Here is a 13,646-nt window from a genome sequence, read left to right on the forward strand (position 1 = left end):
GGGGAGTTCGGTTGCGATGTTGTTCCACATATTGCGAAACGAAACCATCACGGAACACCCCGTCCGTTTGTTGTGGCCGATGCGACTGCATCGTTGCTTGGCTGGTCTCCTGACTTGCGGATCGATCATGTTGTCGTGCCTTCCCAGCGATTGCCAGTGGCGTATTGGACAACACTCTCCGCATACAGTCGCGGGGGCGGTCATGGATTTGGGCCCCTGATGGGTATTCCCGTACCATATTCCCATTTCATCCCCAGACGCTTCGCATCTATACGGGGAACCATGCAGCCCTATCTTTGCGCTGATGGGGGTGGTTTGGTCAAGGTCGATTCCGACAAATGATGAAATTTAGCGACAGTTTTACAGGGCAATTGGTCCGATTTTTCGCCAAAAACACCGATATCTTGTGGATAACTCGCCCAAAAACCCAATATACGGTGGTTTTGGGTTGACTCAGACCCCATTGGGAACGGATTTTGTTTCGAACAAGAATCAACAGGGGCGAATCCGCGTTGCGATTTACCAAATTACGATTAACTGGCTTCAAAAGTTTCGTGGACCCCACGGAATTGGTGATTGCGGATGGCCTGACGGGTGTTGTTGGGCCAAACGGCTGTGGTAAATCAAACCTGTTGGAAGCGTTGCGTTGGGTGATGGGTGAAAATCGCGCCAAAGCGATGCGCGGCGGCGGCATGGAAGACGTGATTTTCGCAGGCACGGATAAACGTTCTGCGCGCAACTATGCCGAAGTATTGTTGTTGTTGGATAACACTGATCGGCTCGCCCCTGCGAATTTCAATGATCAAGATGTGTTGGAAGTGACCCGTCGCATCACGCGCGACGTTGGTTCTGCCTATAAGGCCAACGGCAAAGAAACCCGTGCTCGCGATATTCAGATGTTGTTTGCGGATGCATCAACAGGTGCGCATTCGCCCGCGTTGGTGCGCCAAGGCATGATTTCGGAATTGATCAATGCAAAGCCGAAATCCAGACGCCGTATTCTGGAAGAGGCCGCGGGCATTTCGGGTCTTTATCAGCGTCGCCACGAGGCGGAGTTGAAATTAAAAGGGGCCGAAACCAACTTGGCGCGGGTTGATGATGTTGTTGAACAACTCGACAGCCAATTAAATTCATTGGCACGCCAAGCGCGCCAAGCAAAACGATACCGCGAAATCGGGGCAGAGCTACGTCAATCTGAAGGGTTGTTATTGTATCGCCGCTGGCGCGAGGCAGATGTTGCACGCCAAGCGGCAGCAACCGATTTAACCGCCGCCACACAAAAGGCAGCGTCGGCGCAAGGTGATGCATCCAAATCCGCACGTGAACGGATCGAGTTGGAAGGCAAGGTGCCACCGTTGCGTGAAGAGCAAGCAATCGCCGCCGCGGTTGTGCAACGTTTGCAAGTACAGCGCGATACCTTGGCCGACCAAGAAGCCCGCGCGCGCGAAACCATTGAAACACTGGAACGCCGCATCGCCCAATTGGGTGCGGATATTACGCGTGAACAGGGTTTGAACAAAGACGCAGAAGAAACCATCAAACGCCTTGATTGGGAAAAAGAACAAATCGAAAAAGCGTCCGAAGGTCATGACGCAAAAGTGGAATCTGCCAATGCCGCCGCACGTGATGCGGCAAGTGTAATGCAAGAGCAAGAAGCCGCATTAGATAAATTAACCGAGGATGTCGCACGCCTGTCCGCGCGTCATCAATCGGCACATCGGTTGCTGTCTGATGCAAAGGCGATGTTGGACAAACGCACAGAGCAAAGCGATGCAGCGGCCAGTTCTGTTTTATCTGTCGAAGAAAGCCTTGGCGATGCGCAAACACGTTTTGAAGAGGCAACACAAACACGCGCCATCGCCCAAGAAGCCGCGTTAAAGGCCGATGCAGATCTGCTCGCGATCGAGGGTAAACGCGCAGACGCACAGGCCAAAGATTCCGATGCCCGCGCCGCATTGTCAGAGGCCGAAGGCGAAGCAAATGCGCTCGGTGCCGAAGTTGGGGCATTGGAACGTGTGATTGCGCGTGATAAATCTGATGATGATCAACTGATCGATAATGTCCGTGCACGCAAGGGATACGAGGCCGCATTGGGTGCAGCCCTTGCCGATGACCTTAAGGCGCCATTGGTTGATCCCGATGGTGAATCGGGTTGGGCACGTTTGCCCGAATATGATGCGATTGCACCATTACCAACGGGTGTTGATAGTTTGGCCGCATATGTTGACGCACCTGATGTGTTGGCGCGACGCTTGGCACATATCGGTGTGGTTGAACGTGCACAAGGCGCGGCATTGCAGGCCGACTTAAAACCGGGTCAACGATTGGTATCCGCACAGGGCGATCTGTGGCGCTGGGATGGTTTTCGTATTGGTGCCGAGGATGCACCATCGGCATCTGCGTTGCGGTTACAACAAATCAATAGGCTTGAAGATTTACGCAAGGCGAACGCCAACGCGATTTCACGCATGGCGGGTGCAAAAGAAAATTTCGACACTGTACATAACGCATTGCAAGAATTGATTTCAGCGGATCAAACTGCACGCCAAACACGTAAATCTGCGGATGAAACGGCAGCAAATGCCAACCGCCAGTTATCCCGCGCCGAAGCAGATCGCGATATGCTGTCTGGCAAGGTTGAAACGCTTAAGCTCGCGCAATCGCGATTGGAAGAAGAAACAATCGCTGCACGCGCATCGGTAAAAGAAGCAGAAGCAGGCGTGCGTGATCTGGATGATTTGGACGCAGCACGCACAAACGTTGAATCGATCAAAGTCGCGGTTGAGGCCGCGCGTATGACGATGATCACCAAACGTTCGATGTATGATGAAACGCGGCGTGACGGCGAAGCACGCACAAAACGCCGCCAAGAAATCATGAAAGAGGTGTCAGGTTGGCGTCACCGTTTGGAAACAGCGGAACAGCGTATTGGTGAATTGGCAACGCGCAAGACCAGTTCAGAATCAGAACTGAAATCCGCGACCCAAGCACCAGATGAAATAAAAGCCAAGCGCGAAGAATTGGGGAAATCCATTTCGGATGCGGAAAAACGGCTTGCAGAGGCCAGCGATGCATTATCTGTTGGCGAAGGCGCGTTGCGCGATGCCGAACAAGCGGAACGCAATGCCGAGCGTAGCGCATCCGAGGCCCGCGAAGCCCGCGCGCGCGCAGATGCCGTTGCCGATGCGGCCGCCGTTCAGGTGGCAACCGCCGCCGAACGGATTCGCGAAGAGTTGGAAATCGAACCAGAGGCATTGCTGGAAACACTGGAAACAGACCCTGAAAAAATGCCACCTGCCGATCGGATCGAGGCGGATGTCGCGCGGCTTCGCCGTCAACGCGATGGTTTGGGCGCGGTGAATTTACGTGCCGAAGAAGACGCCAAAGAGGTAACCGAAGAACGCGATACGCTCGCCGAGGAAAAACTCGATCTGGAAGAGGCGATTAAAAAGTTGCGCTCCGGGATTGCCAGTTTGAACAAAGAGGGACGCGAGCGCTTGTTGGCGGCCTTTGACGAAGTGAACCGAAACTTTGCCAATCTGTTTAAACATCTGTTTGGTGGTGGCGAGGCGAACTTGGTTCTGGTCGAAAGTGACGATCCGTTGGAAGCGGGTTTGGAAATTATGTGCCAACCTCCCGGTAAAAAACTATCTACGCTGTCACTGCTATCAGGTGGTGAACAAACGCTAACAGCGCTTGCGCTCATCTTTGCTGTGTTCCTTGCCAACCCAGCACCAATTTGTGTGTTGGACGAGGTGGACGCGCCATTGGATGATGCCAATGTCGGGCGTTTTTGTGATTTGCTTGATGAAATGACACAGCGCACAAAGACACGATTTATGATCATCACCCACCATGCGGTGACCATGGCACGGATGGATCGTTTGTTTGGTGTGACAATGGCCGAACAAGGTGTTAGCCAGTTGGTATCGGTTGATCTACAAGCCGCCGAAGAAATGGTGGATGGCTGATCGCCAAAGGCAAATGATTTTATGCCTTCGGCGAGGATATTTTTACAAAATGGATTAGATTTTGTTTAACAGTGCGGTTGTCGGCCATGCGTCCGCTGGTAGGCCAACGCGGGCCTGTTCTTTTTGCACCGCAATACGGGTTTTTGCACCAAGAATGCCATCGACACGCCCAACATCGTGACCGCGTGATTTCAGCTTTTTCTGTAATGCGACCATTTGATTGGTGCTCAGGGCTTTGTCTGGATTGCCTTTGTTAAACGCTGGTGCACCCGCGAGGCGAGTTGCAAAATAGGCGGCGGATGTCACGTTCACCAATGATTTGTTCCATTTGAAATAAACGTCGAAATTTGGGAACACAAGGAATGCAGGGCCTTTGCGACCCTCTGGCAACAAAAGGGATGCTTGGTATTTTCCAGATGGCATTTTTCCACGGGCTTTCACGCCCATTGATGACCAACTGGATACTGATTGCGGTTTACCCAAGCCCGTTTTCGCCCAATCTAGGTTTTGCGGAACAGAGACTTCGACCATCCAAGGTTGCCCTGATTTCCAACCGTGGCTGGACAAAACTTTGGCGGAAGTAAGGATCGCATCGGGGGCAGATGATACAAGGTTCACCTTGCCATCGCCATCACCATCGACACCACGGTAAAGCACGTCTTCTGGTAACATCTGCACCATACCGATTTCACCTGCCCAAGCACCCTTGCTGGTTGCAGGATTAAATGTACCTTTTTTCCAAAGCTCGATGGTGGCGAAAATTTGTGGGCGGAACAATTGTGGGCGACGGCAATCATGCGCAAGGGTTGCTAGTGCATTCAATGTATTGAAATTCCCTTGGTTTGCGCCAAAATCCGTTTCCATCGCCCAGAAGGCGAGCAGCACAGATGAAGGAACGCCAAAATTTGATTGTGCGGATTTAAAGGAACTGGCGTATTGTTTGCGTTTCGATGCGCCGACCTTTAACCGATTGGAACTGACAACGCGGCCAGCGAATTGGCTAAAGTTTTGGCGAAAAACGGCTTGCGATCGATCATGTTGCAACACTTTTTTATCTTGGCGTACATTGGCAAAAAACTTGTCCAATTCTGCTTTGGAATGTCCCTTTTTCGCAGCCTCTGATTTTACACCGTTGATGAAGCTGTTGAAATTGCCGCCACAGGGCGTTTTGGCAAGTGCCAGAGTTGGCAACGCAAGAAGCGAGAGCGAAATTAAAGTGGATCGTAAAAACATTTAGAGACTCCTTTAAATGAAAACACCGCCCCTTGGGACGGTGTTAATATGTTCGTAATCGGTGTTAAATTCAAGCGTCCCAACCTGTGACGTGTTTGATTTCAAGGAAATCCTCCAAACCCCATTTGCCACCTTCGCGCCCGTTGCCCGATTGTTTGTAACCGCCAAACGGAGATGCAGCACCGCCACCGTCGCCATTCATACGGATCATACCAGAACGCATCGCGCGTGCAGCGCGTTTTGCTTTTTCTGGATCTTGGGTTTGAACATAGTTGGTTAAACCATATGGCGTGTCATTGGCGATTTGCATTGCTTGCTCTTCGTCGTCGAACGGGATCATCACCATCACGGGGCCAAAGATTTCTTCTTGGGCGATTTGCATGGAATTATCTACATCGGCGAACACGGTTGGGCGTGCAAAGAAACCTTTGTTGATACCCTCTGGGCGGCCAAGACCACCTGCGACAAGGCGTGCGCCCTCTTTGATGCCAACCTCGATCAAACCTTGCACCTTGTTGAATTGTGCCTCGGAAACCAGTGGGCCCATGTGAGGGCCTTCGGTCGCTGGGTTGCCGACGGGATGGTTCTTTGCGGTTTCCGCTGCAATTTCCACGGCGTTGTCATAAATGGAGCGTTCAACCAACATACGTGTCGGCGCGTTACAGGATTGACCAGTGTTATTGAATACATGCTGTGTGCCACGTTTAACGGCGTTTTCGTCCGCATCGGCGTAAACCACATTGGCACCTTTGCCACCCAATTCGAGCGTAACGCGTTTCACGCTGTCTGCTGCTGCCTTGGTGATTGCGGTGCCCGCGCGCGTTGAACCGGTAAAGGAAATCATATCGACATCTTTGTGCGATGAAAGCTGTGTGCCAACACCAACGCCATCACCGTTGAGATAGTTATAAACACCAGCGGGACAACCAGCCGCATCCATAACTTCAGAAAACACATGAGCAGAAAGCGGTGAAACCTCTGACGGTTTAAGAATGGTGGTGGAACCAACCGCAATTGCCGGAATAACCTTTAGACAGATTTGGTTCATTGGCCAGTTCCACGGCGTGATCAAACCACAAACGCCAATGGGTTCGTGTAGGATCATTTCCGTTGGGTGGCCATCAATCGGATGTTCGAATTCGAATTCTTCCAATGCATGAATGAATTTTTTGATGTGGCTGATGCCCGTTGTGAATTGCTGTGTTTGCGACAATGTGATGGGCGCGCCCATTTCATTGCTGATCGCCACAGCCATATCATCGGCACGTTTTTTGTATTCGTCATAAATTGATTTCAACAAATCAATACGTGTTTGTTTTGATGTGACAGACCATGTTGAAAACGCATTACGTGCCGCGTCAACCGCCGCATCTGTATCGGCCTGACCACCCAGTGAAATCACCGCAAATGGTTCTTCTGTTGCTGGGTTGATGACTTCAAAATCTTTTGCTTTGGCGGGTTTGACCCATTTGCCGTTGATGTAAAATTCGCGTTTATCAAGCATGTGACACCTATATCGATTGGACTTGTTTGTTGGGGACAGTTACACCGCTATTAACGTAACGCAACATCGATTTTACGACATTTGGGAAATCGAAACCGCACGAGGGAAAAGTGGAACTGTCAGAGATCGGGTTGCTTACAGCAATATTTTTATTTGGTGGCGTTGTCAAAGGCGCGTTGGGGATTGGGTTTCCTGCGCTGTTGGTCGGGTTGCTCACATTTTTTTACGAACCACGCGCAGCGGTGGCGATGATTTTGTTTGCGATTATGGCAACCAATTTTCGCCAAGCATCTGTTGGCGGGTCGATGTGGGTGATATTAAAGCGGCACAAATATTTCGCCACATTCGCATGTGCAGGAATATTTCTGGTGGCTCTGATCGGCGCAAAGGTGCCATTGGCTTTGTTGCAAACATGTGTTGGCGGCGCGATGGTGTTATTTGCCGTGACCAGCCTGTATGGCGCGATCCCACGGTTAACACCAAAATACACGACCTCTGCACAAATCGGCGCAGGAATTGGTAGCGGTATTTTGGGCGGACTTACGGCCATTTGGGGGCCGCCATTGGCGGTGTATCTGATGGCGCTGCGCCTTGAACGCGACGTGATGATACAAACATTGGGTGTGATGTTTTCCGTGCAATCCATATTTTTGATGGCTGGGTTTATTGTGACAGGTGAATTGACGTTACAAATTGCAATCCTTGGTAGCGGATTGTTGGTGCCAACATTTGTTGGTATGTATTTTGGTGAACGCATTCGCAAACGCATGGATACGGCGCAATTCATGAAGGCTTTTTTGTTTGCGTTCCTGCTGCTTGGGATCAACCTGATCCGACGCGGAATAATGGGCGCTTGAAGTTGGGGGTGATTTGTATCACCCTCTGAGTCGAAATTCACATTGCAACCACATAACAGGAGTCTTCCATGTCATTGCGCATTAACGACGTTGTTCCAAATTTCACCGCGGAAACCGACACTGGCACCGTAAAATTCCACGACTGGATCGGGGATAGCTGGGCCATTTTATTTTCCCACCCCAAAGATTTCACCCCCGTGTGTACCACGGAATTCGGCGCCGTTGCACAGCTTGCCGATGAATGGGAAAAACGCGGAACCAAGGTGATGGGTGTTTCCGTCGATGGCGTGTCCGATCATAAAAAATGGAAAGTGGACATTGAAAAGGTATCAGGCGCAACCGCTGGTTTCCCGATTATCGCCGACGAAGGATTAGAAGTGTCCAAAGCATTTGATATGCTACCAGCAGAGGCATATTTGCCCGATGGGCGCACGCCAGCGGACAGCGCGACCGTGCGTTCGGTTTTCATCATTGGGCCCGATAAACAGTTAAAATTGTCGATGACATATCCAATGACGGTTGGCCGTAATTTTGCGGAAATCCTACGTGCTCTTGATGCGTTGCAAGCATCAAGCAAACACGGCGTTGCAACACCTGCAAACTGGGTCAGCGGCGAAGATGTGATTATTCCGCCAACCGTAAGCAACGACGATGCGAAAGCAAAGTTTGGTGAATTTGAAACGGTTCTGCCATATCTGCGCAAAACATCGTTGCCATCATAATAGAGAATTGAATTTAAAAAGGGGCGCGGGTTTTGCGCCCCTTTTTAATTATGACGAAAAACATGCCTTGATGGCGTGATGATCGGCCAATGGTTTCCCATCTAGATTTGTTGCGTTTATAATCTGTGCATCAGATCCCAAAACGCCACGTGTGCAAAACCAATCTAGTTTCATTTCGCGATCAAGGTGGGGTGTAATCAGGCTGGCTTGGGTTGTGACGCCTTTGGCGTTTGTATCCCAGCTATATCCGCGCGAGCGGGCATAATCGAACAATGTTTCGCGGCGCCAATCGCCATCATCCAAATGATTTCCTGTGTTTAAATCGCCTCCGATTACAACGGGTAAATCGGGCGCAAATTTATCGATGGCATCCAACAATACAACAAACTGTTTGTGGCGATGTGCGACTACTGCGTTGCTTTCTAGGTGGGTGGATACGAAACACACATCACCGCCCGCTGTTGGGATGATCGCAGCTACGGCCATGCGCCCACCCACACGGGGTTGTTGATTGTCGCCCGCATTTTCATCAGGTGCAAACCAATGGCCATGATCGTCAAGGCGGATCAATAACGCATCCTTTGGTTTGGCAGATGTCAGCATTCCGTTCCCGTGCCAACCAGACGTATTAAAATCGTCTTTGCAGAATTTGCGCTCGGTTGGGCCGCCCAAATCGAGTTCGAAAAATTCAACGCCGTACAGGTACGACATACCTGCCGCCGCTGCCATTTCTGCGGTTGTGTTGCGCTGCGCTGTGCGAGACATGCCGCTGTCCATTTCGGACAATAAAATCACATCAGGTTTCAGGGATGCCAGATGTGCAACGCTATCCTCTGGAAACAAACAACGTTCCAAATTCCAGGCAACCACGTTGAATGATTTAGAAAGCTCTGACGTTCCCGATTTCCCGCCTGTTTCCAACAAATGCATTGCTGGAAAATCTTTCATGATCGCGCGGTGTTCAGAAGCATTTCGTTCAACAGTGACGATGCGTTTACGCATGGCCGCACTTGCCAATGGCAGGTGGTCAAGCAAATTTGTCATAGCCGTTTTCCTGTTTCATGATCGAACATGTGCAAAGCATCAGATGGGATATCCAACATCAGATCATCGGCAAGTGGCGCATCATTATTTGGTGCATTGACGGTAAAATCATGCCCTGCCAGTTTGCCATGTAACAGACGGCTTGCACCCAGTTCTTCGATCAATTCAAGCTTGAACGGAGTTGCAGATTTACCTGTTGCCAATTTCACCTCTTCGGGGCGAATGCCCAGTTGAATATCACCTTTGTGATCTTTGGGTGCGCCCACCGCAAGGCTTGTTTCACCGTTCAAATGCACACTGCCATTGCCGTTGTATGTCGCGGGTAACAGGTTCATCGGTGGTGCGCCCATGAAGCTTGCGACAAATGTGGATGCAGGTGTGCGATAAATTTCGGATGGTGTGCCCACCTGTTCGATGCGCCCAGCGTTCAGTACAAAAATGCGATCGGCCATTGTCATCGCTTCGACCTGATCATGGGTTACATACATGGCTGTGACGCCAAGGCGCCGTTGTAAGTTACGAATTTCGATACGCATTTGATTGCGCAGCTTTGCATCCAGATTGGATAGCGGTTCATCAAATAAAAACAACGCAGGATCACGCACTATCGCACGCCCCATCGCCACACGCTGGCGTTGCCCACCAGATAGCTGGCTTGGGCGGCGATCAAGGTAATCATCAAGATTTAACATCGCGGATGCTTCGCGAACCTTTTGATCAATATCGTTCTTGGATGTGCCACGGTTTTTCAAACCATAGGCCATGTTTTTATAAACGCTCATATGTGGGTAAAGCGCATAGTTTTGGAACACCATCGCGATATCGCGTTCGGCAGGGTCCAGATCATTGACCACACGATCACCAATTTGCAATTCGCCATCGGTAATATCCTCTAGCCCTGCGACCATGCGCAACAACGTGGATTTACCACAGCCAGATGGCCCAACCAAAACCACCAATTCACCATCGGCAATATCAAAATTGCACGGCATCACGGCCTCTGTTCCATTGGGATAGGTTTTGCGTATATTTTTGACGCTTACGTTTGCCATTTTTATTTTCCTATTTATCAGACTCGACCAAGCCTTTGACGAACCAAGACTGGAAGAAAATAACGATTGCCACGGGGGGCAACATTGCGATCAGCGCCAATGCCATGGCCTGACCATATTCGGGGATTTCGCTGCCTTCGGCATAGGCTTGGATGATTTGACGAATGCCGCGCACCAATGTGAACAGACCTTCGTCCGTTGTGATCAAAGTGGGCCACAAATATTGGTTCCAACCATACACAAACATGATGATAAATATCGCAGCAATCATGGTTTGCGACAAAGGCACCAAGATATCGACGAAAAATTTCACTGGCCCTGCGCCATCAATGCGTGCAGCCTCGACCAACTCTTCGGGGACGGACAGAAAAAATTGGCGAAAGAAAAACGTGCCTGTGGCGGATGCCAGCAAAGGTACGATCAGGCCGGTGTAGCTATTGGTTAATCCAATGCTTTGGATCACCTCGTAAGATGGTAAAATGCGCACCTCTAGGGGCAACAAAATCGTCGTGAAGATTATCCAAAATGCAAATGTTGCAAACCGGAACCGGAAATATACAATCGCATATGCCGCCATCATCGACAGGATGATTTTACCAACCGCAAATCCGATCCCAAGGATGAATGAATTCATCAACATAGTCATGCCTGTCACCGTTTTGGTAAAGCCACCTTTTTCAAACATGGCATTGCCAAAGTTTTCGTCGATGTCATTGCCAAACCAGAATTTCAAACCTTCGCGTTGGATTTCAACATTGTCATGGCTGGATGTTGTTAGTGCCAAAAACACAGGCAGCAACATGAATAATGAACCAAGGATCAGGATCGAATGATCAAAAATCGCCGACCAGCGAAACCGTTTTTTCGCGCGCGGTGTTGTGGATGTTATATCGGTCATTTTGCGCGCCTTACGTATAATGAATGCGGCGTTCCAACAAGCGGAACTGAAAAATGGTGAGAGCAAGAACAAGCACCATCAACACAACAGATTGCGCAGATGAACCACCCATATCATTGCCTCGGAAACCATCGACAAACACTTTGTAAACCAGTGTCATCGGGTTGCTGGCGGGGTTGTTTTTGACCAGTGTATCAATGATGCCAAATGTATCGAACAGCGCATATGTGATGTTGATGATCAGCAAGAAAAACGCGGTTGGCGCGAGCAGTGGAAATGTGATCTGCCAAAAACGGCCAAAGCCAGATGGGTTATCAATCATTGCTGCTTCACGCACATGTTGCGGGATTGATTGCAAACCCGAAAGGAAGAAAATGAAATTCACAGGGATCTGAATCCAGACCGAAACAATGATCATTGCAAATGCTGTATCCCAGTAATTTACGCCCAGACGATAATCATATCCAAACCATGCAAACAGATCGGTTACCGATCCGATGTTTTGGTCAAACAACATCACACCCATCAAGCCCGCAACGGGTGGTGCCACGGCATATACCCACATCAATAGTGTTTTATATGTACGTGCGCCGCGCAGAACCTTGTCTGCTTTGACCGCCAACAATAATGCAGTGGCAAGCGAGGTTGCAGTGACCAACAATGTGAACAGCAATGTGAAACGTGCGACCTTGGCATATTCTTTAGATGCGAACAAATCGGAATAGTTTTCAAACCCGACAAATTGCGATCCAAACCCAAATGGGTCTTGTAGATAAAACGATGATTGCACCGCGTTAAACGCGGGCCAGTAAAAGAAAACTGCGATGATTGTCAGCTGCGGTAGCAATAACAAAATCGGGAGCCAATAGTTGGCAAAGCCTGCGCGTTTCAATGTGTATTCTCCTGAACGAAAACAGGCAGCCAAAGTTGCGGCTGCCTGTCGGATTTGTGGGGGTGTTAGCTTTGCGTTTTTGCGAAACGTGCAAGCAGTTTATCTGCTTCTGATTTGATCGCGCCAAACGCATCATCCAGTGATGTTTCACCTGTCAGGTAGCGTGTGTATTCACGGTTCATCACGTCGCGGATTTGAACATAGAAACCCATGCGGTATCCTTTGGTCCATTCACCAGCTGGCAATTGCAATTGTTGGATACCTGTTTCAGCAGCTGGAAAACGATCATAGTGACCATCGGCTTTGGCCATTTCATATGCGGCCTCTGTGATTGGCACATAACCAGTTTCTTTGTGCCACATGTATTGAACCTCTGGTGATGTCATGAAGCGGAAAAATTCAGCGGTAGCTTTGTTTTCTGCATCAGATTTGCCTGCCATCGCGAACAATGCTGCACCACCGATGAAGGTTTGTTTTGGCTCTTTGGTCACACCTTCCCAGTATGGCAAAACGGTAGCGGAAAAATCAAAATCCGCTTTTTGAACCAAACCACCGAATGAACCGGATGAACCCAACCACATGGCAACTTCGCCAGATTCAAATGGCTTTGCGTTGTCATCCCACGCTGCGCCAAAGAAACCAGCATAACCGTTGTCGATCCAGCTTTTGAATGCTTCGAAATGCGCTTTCAATTCAGGTGCATCGGCGTTGATTGTCACGTCTGTGCCACCATAACCGTTGTTGTTTGTCGCAAATGGGATGTTGTGACGAGAGAAGAAGTTTTCTGTGAAAATCCACGGCATGTGCGATTGCGCTAGGGCAATGTAACCCGCATCTTTCAATGCTGGGGCGGTCACGGATTCAAATTCTTCCCATGTTTTTGGGGCTGTTACGCCAGCCTTTTCAAGGGCTTCTGTGTTGTAATACAGAATTGGTGTGGATGAATTGAACGGCATGCCGATCATTTTACCATCTTCGTCTGCATAGAAATAACGCACACCTGCGATGTAATCTTCGATGTTGAATGGTACGTCGTTGGCCGCGAATAAATCTTGTACTGGCACAACTGCACCCTTGGCGCCGATCACTGTTGCGGCACCTGCATCAAACACCTGCATGATGTTTGGTTGTTCGCCCGCGCGGAATGCGGCGATTCCTGCGGTCAATGTTTCTTCGTATGTGCCTTTGAAAACGGGTGTGATTTTATAATCTGACTGGCTTGCGTTGAAATCAGATGCGATTTGGTTGACCGTGTCCCCCAGCGAACCGCCCATACCGTGCCACCAAGATATTTCTGTTTGTGCTGTTGCTGCTGTTGCCATGCCCAATGCAACTGCATTGGCGAGCAGAGTGTTTTTCAAGTTCATCGTTGTTTCCTAAATTTGCAAAGCACCCCAGCGGGTGCAGTGAGGGGCGAATAGGGAACCGATGTAACAGTGAAAAAACATGCGTATGACGCTTGTGTAAAATTTT

At 49.8% G+C, this 13,646-nt stretch carries 10 protein-coding genes and 1 riboswitch; of the genes, 3 read left to right on the forward strand and 7 right to left on the reverse strand.

All coding sequences use genetic code 11. From position 1 onward, the window contains the following. Positions 1–82 precede the first annotated feature (82 nt). Positions 83–300: riboswitch (cobalamin riboswitch) on the reverse strand. Between the two features lie 212 nt (positions 301–512). Next, entirely contained in the window at positions 513–3,971 is a 3,459-nt protein-coding gene (gene smc, locus IE094_RS13435) for a chromosome segregation protein SMC (protein ID WP_189641231.1), read from the forward strand. A gap of 54 nt (positions 3,972–4,025) precedes the next feature. Here the strand turns inward: smc and IE094_RS13440 are convergent, their stop codons facing one another. Together IE094_RS13440 and IE094_RS13445 are read right to left on the reverse strand one after the other, a co-directional pair. Further along, positions 4,026–5,204, reverse strand: a complete 1,179-nt coding sequence (locus tag IE094_RS13440; RefSeq protein WP_189641232.1) for a lytic murein transglycosylase — start codon at positions 5,202–5,204, stop codon at positions 4,026–4,028. 70 nt (positions 5,205–5,274) lie between these two features. Then, positions 5,275–6,708 carry an aldehyde dehydrogenase family protein gene (locus tag IE094_RS13445; protein WP_189641233.1) on the reverse strand — a complete coding sequence of 478 codons (1,434 nt, stop codon included), beginning with the start codon at positions 6,706–6,708 and terminating at the stop codon, positions 5,275–5,277. A 110-nt stretch (positions 6,709–6,818) separates the two neighbouring features. Here IE094_RS13445 and IE094_RS13450 point away from each other — a divergent pair, with 110 nt between their 5' ends. Continuing rightward, the gene (locus IE094_RS13450; protein ID WP_189641234.1) at positions 6,819–7,565 is read left to right on the forward strand and encodes a sulfite exporter TauE/SafE family protein; all 747 of its coding nucleotides are present in this window, start codon (positions 6,819–6,821) and stop codon (positions 7,563–7,565) included. Between the two features lie 68 nt (positions 7,566–7,633). After that, entirely contained in the window at positions 7,634–8,287 is a 654-nt protein-coding gene (locus tag IE094_RS13455) for a peroxiredoxin (RefSeq protein ID WP_189641235.1), read from the forward strand. 48 nt (positions 8,288–8,335) lie between these two features. On the opposite strand, the gene IE094_RS13460 is transcribed toward IE094_RS13455, so the two are convergent. The 5 genes from IE094_RS13460 to IE094_RS13480 all read right to left on the reverse strand — a co-directional run bounded on the left by IE094_RS13460 (position 8,336) and on the right by IE094_RS13480 (position 13,540). Next, positions 8,336–9,331 (reverse strand): endonuclease/exonuclease/phosphatase family protein, encoded by a 996-nt coding sequence (locus tag IE094_RS13460; protein ID WP_189641236.1) that lies wholly within the window; start codon positions 9,329–9,331, stop codon positions 8,336–8,338. Continuing rightward, entirely contained in the window at positions 9,328–10,383 is a 1,056-nt protein-coding gene (locus IE094_RS13465) for a sn-glycerol-3-phosphate import ATP-binding protein UgpC (protein ID WP_189641237.1), read from the reverse strand. The genes IE094_RS13460 and IE094_RS13465 overlap by 4 nt, the downstream gene beginning before the upstream one ends. Positions 10,384–10,393: 10 nt before the next feature. Continuing rightward, positions 10,394–11,281 (reverse strand): sn-glycerol-3-phosphate ABC transporter permease UgpE, encoded by an 888-nt coding sequence (gene ugpE, locus IE094_RS13470; RefSeq protein ID WP_189641238.1) that lies wholly within the window; start codon positions 11,279–11,281, stop codon positions 10,394–10,396. Positions 11,282–11,291: 10 nt separating this feature from the next. Continuing rightward, on the reverse strand, positions 11,292–12,173 hold the full coding sequence (locus IE094_RS13475; protein ID WP_189641239.1) for an ABC transporter permease subunit: 882 nt from the start codon (positions 12,171–12,173) through the stop codon (positions 11,292–11,294). 65 nt (positions 12,174–12,238) lie between these two features. Continuing rightward, positions 12,239–13,540 carry an extracellular solute-binding protein gene (locus tag IE094_RS13480; protein ID WP_189641240.1) on the reverse strand — a complete coding sequence of 434 codons (1,302 nt, stop codon included), beginning with the start codon at positions 13,538–13,540 and terminating at the stop codon, positions 12,239–12,241. Positions 13,541–13,646 lie beyond the last annotated feature (106 nt).

The sequence above is a fragment of the Paramylibacter ulvae genome (genome assembly GCF_014652655.1).
Lineage (GTDB): Bacteria > Pseudomonadota > Alphaproteobacteria > Rhodobacterales > Rhodobacteraceae > Amylibacter > Amylibacter ulvae.

What these genes read in the sequence shown, in the direction of transcription:
- IE094_RS13440 (WP_189641232.1), bottom strand. Translation starts at nt 5,204, where the DNA reads ATGTTTTTACGATCCACTTTAATTTCGCTCTCGCTTCTTGCGTTGCCA.
- IE094_RS13445 (WP_189641233.1), bottom strand. Translation starts at nt 6,708, where the DNA reads ATGCTTGATAAACGCGAATTTTACATCAACGGCAAATGGGTCAAACCC.
- IE094_RS13455 (WP_189641235.1), top strand. Translation starts at nt 7,634, where the DNA reads ATGTCATTGCGCATTAACGACGTTGTTCCAAATTTCACCGCGGAAACC.
- IE094_RS13460 (WP_189641236.1), bottom strand. Translation starts at nt 9,331, where the DNA reads ATGACAAATTTGCTTGACCACCTGCCATTGGCAAGTGCGGCCATGCGT.
- IE094_RS13465 (WP_189641237.1), bottom strand. Translation starts at nt 10,383, where the DNA reads ATGGCAAACGTAAGCGTCAAAAATATACGCAAAACCTATCCCAATGGA.
- ugpE (WP_189641238.1), bottom strand. Translation starts at nt 11,281, where the DNA reads ATGACCGATATAACATCCACAACACCGCGCGCGAAAAAACGGTTTCGC.
- IE094_RS13480 (WP_189641240.1), bottom strand. Translation starts at nt 13,540, where the DNA reads ATGAACTTGAAAAACACTCTGCTCGCCAATGCAGTTGCATTGGGCATG.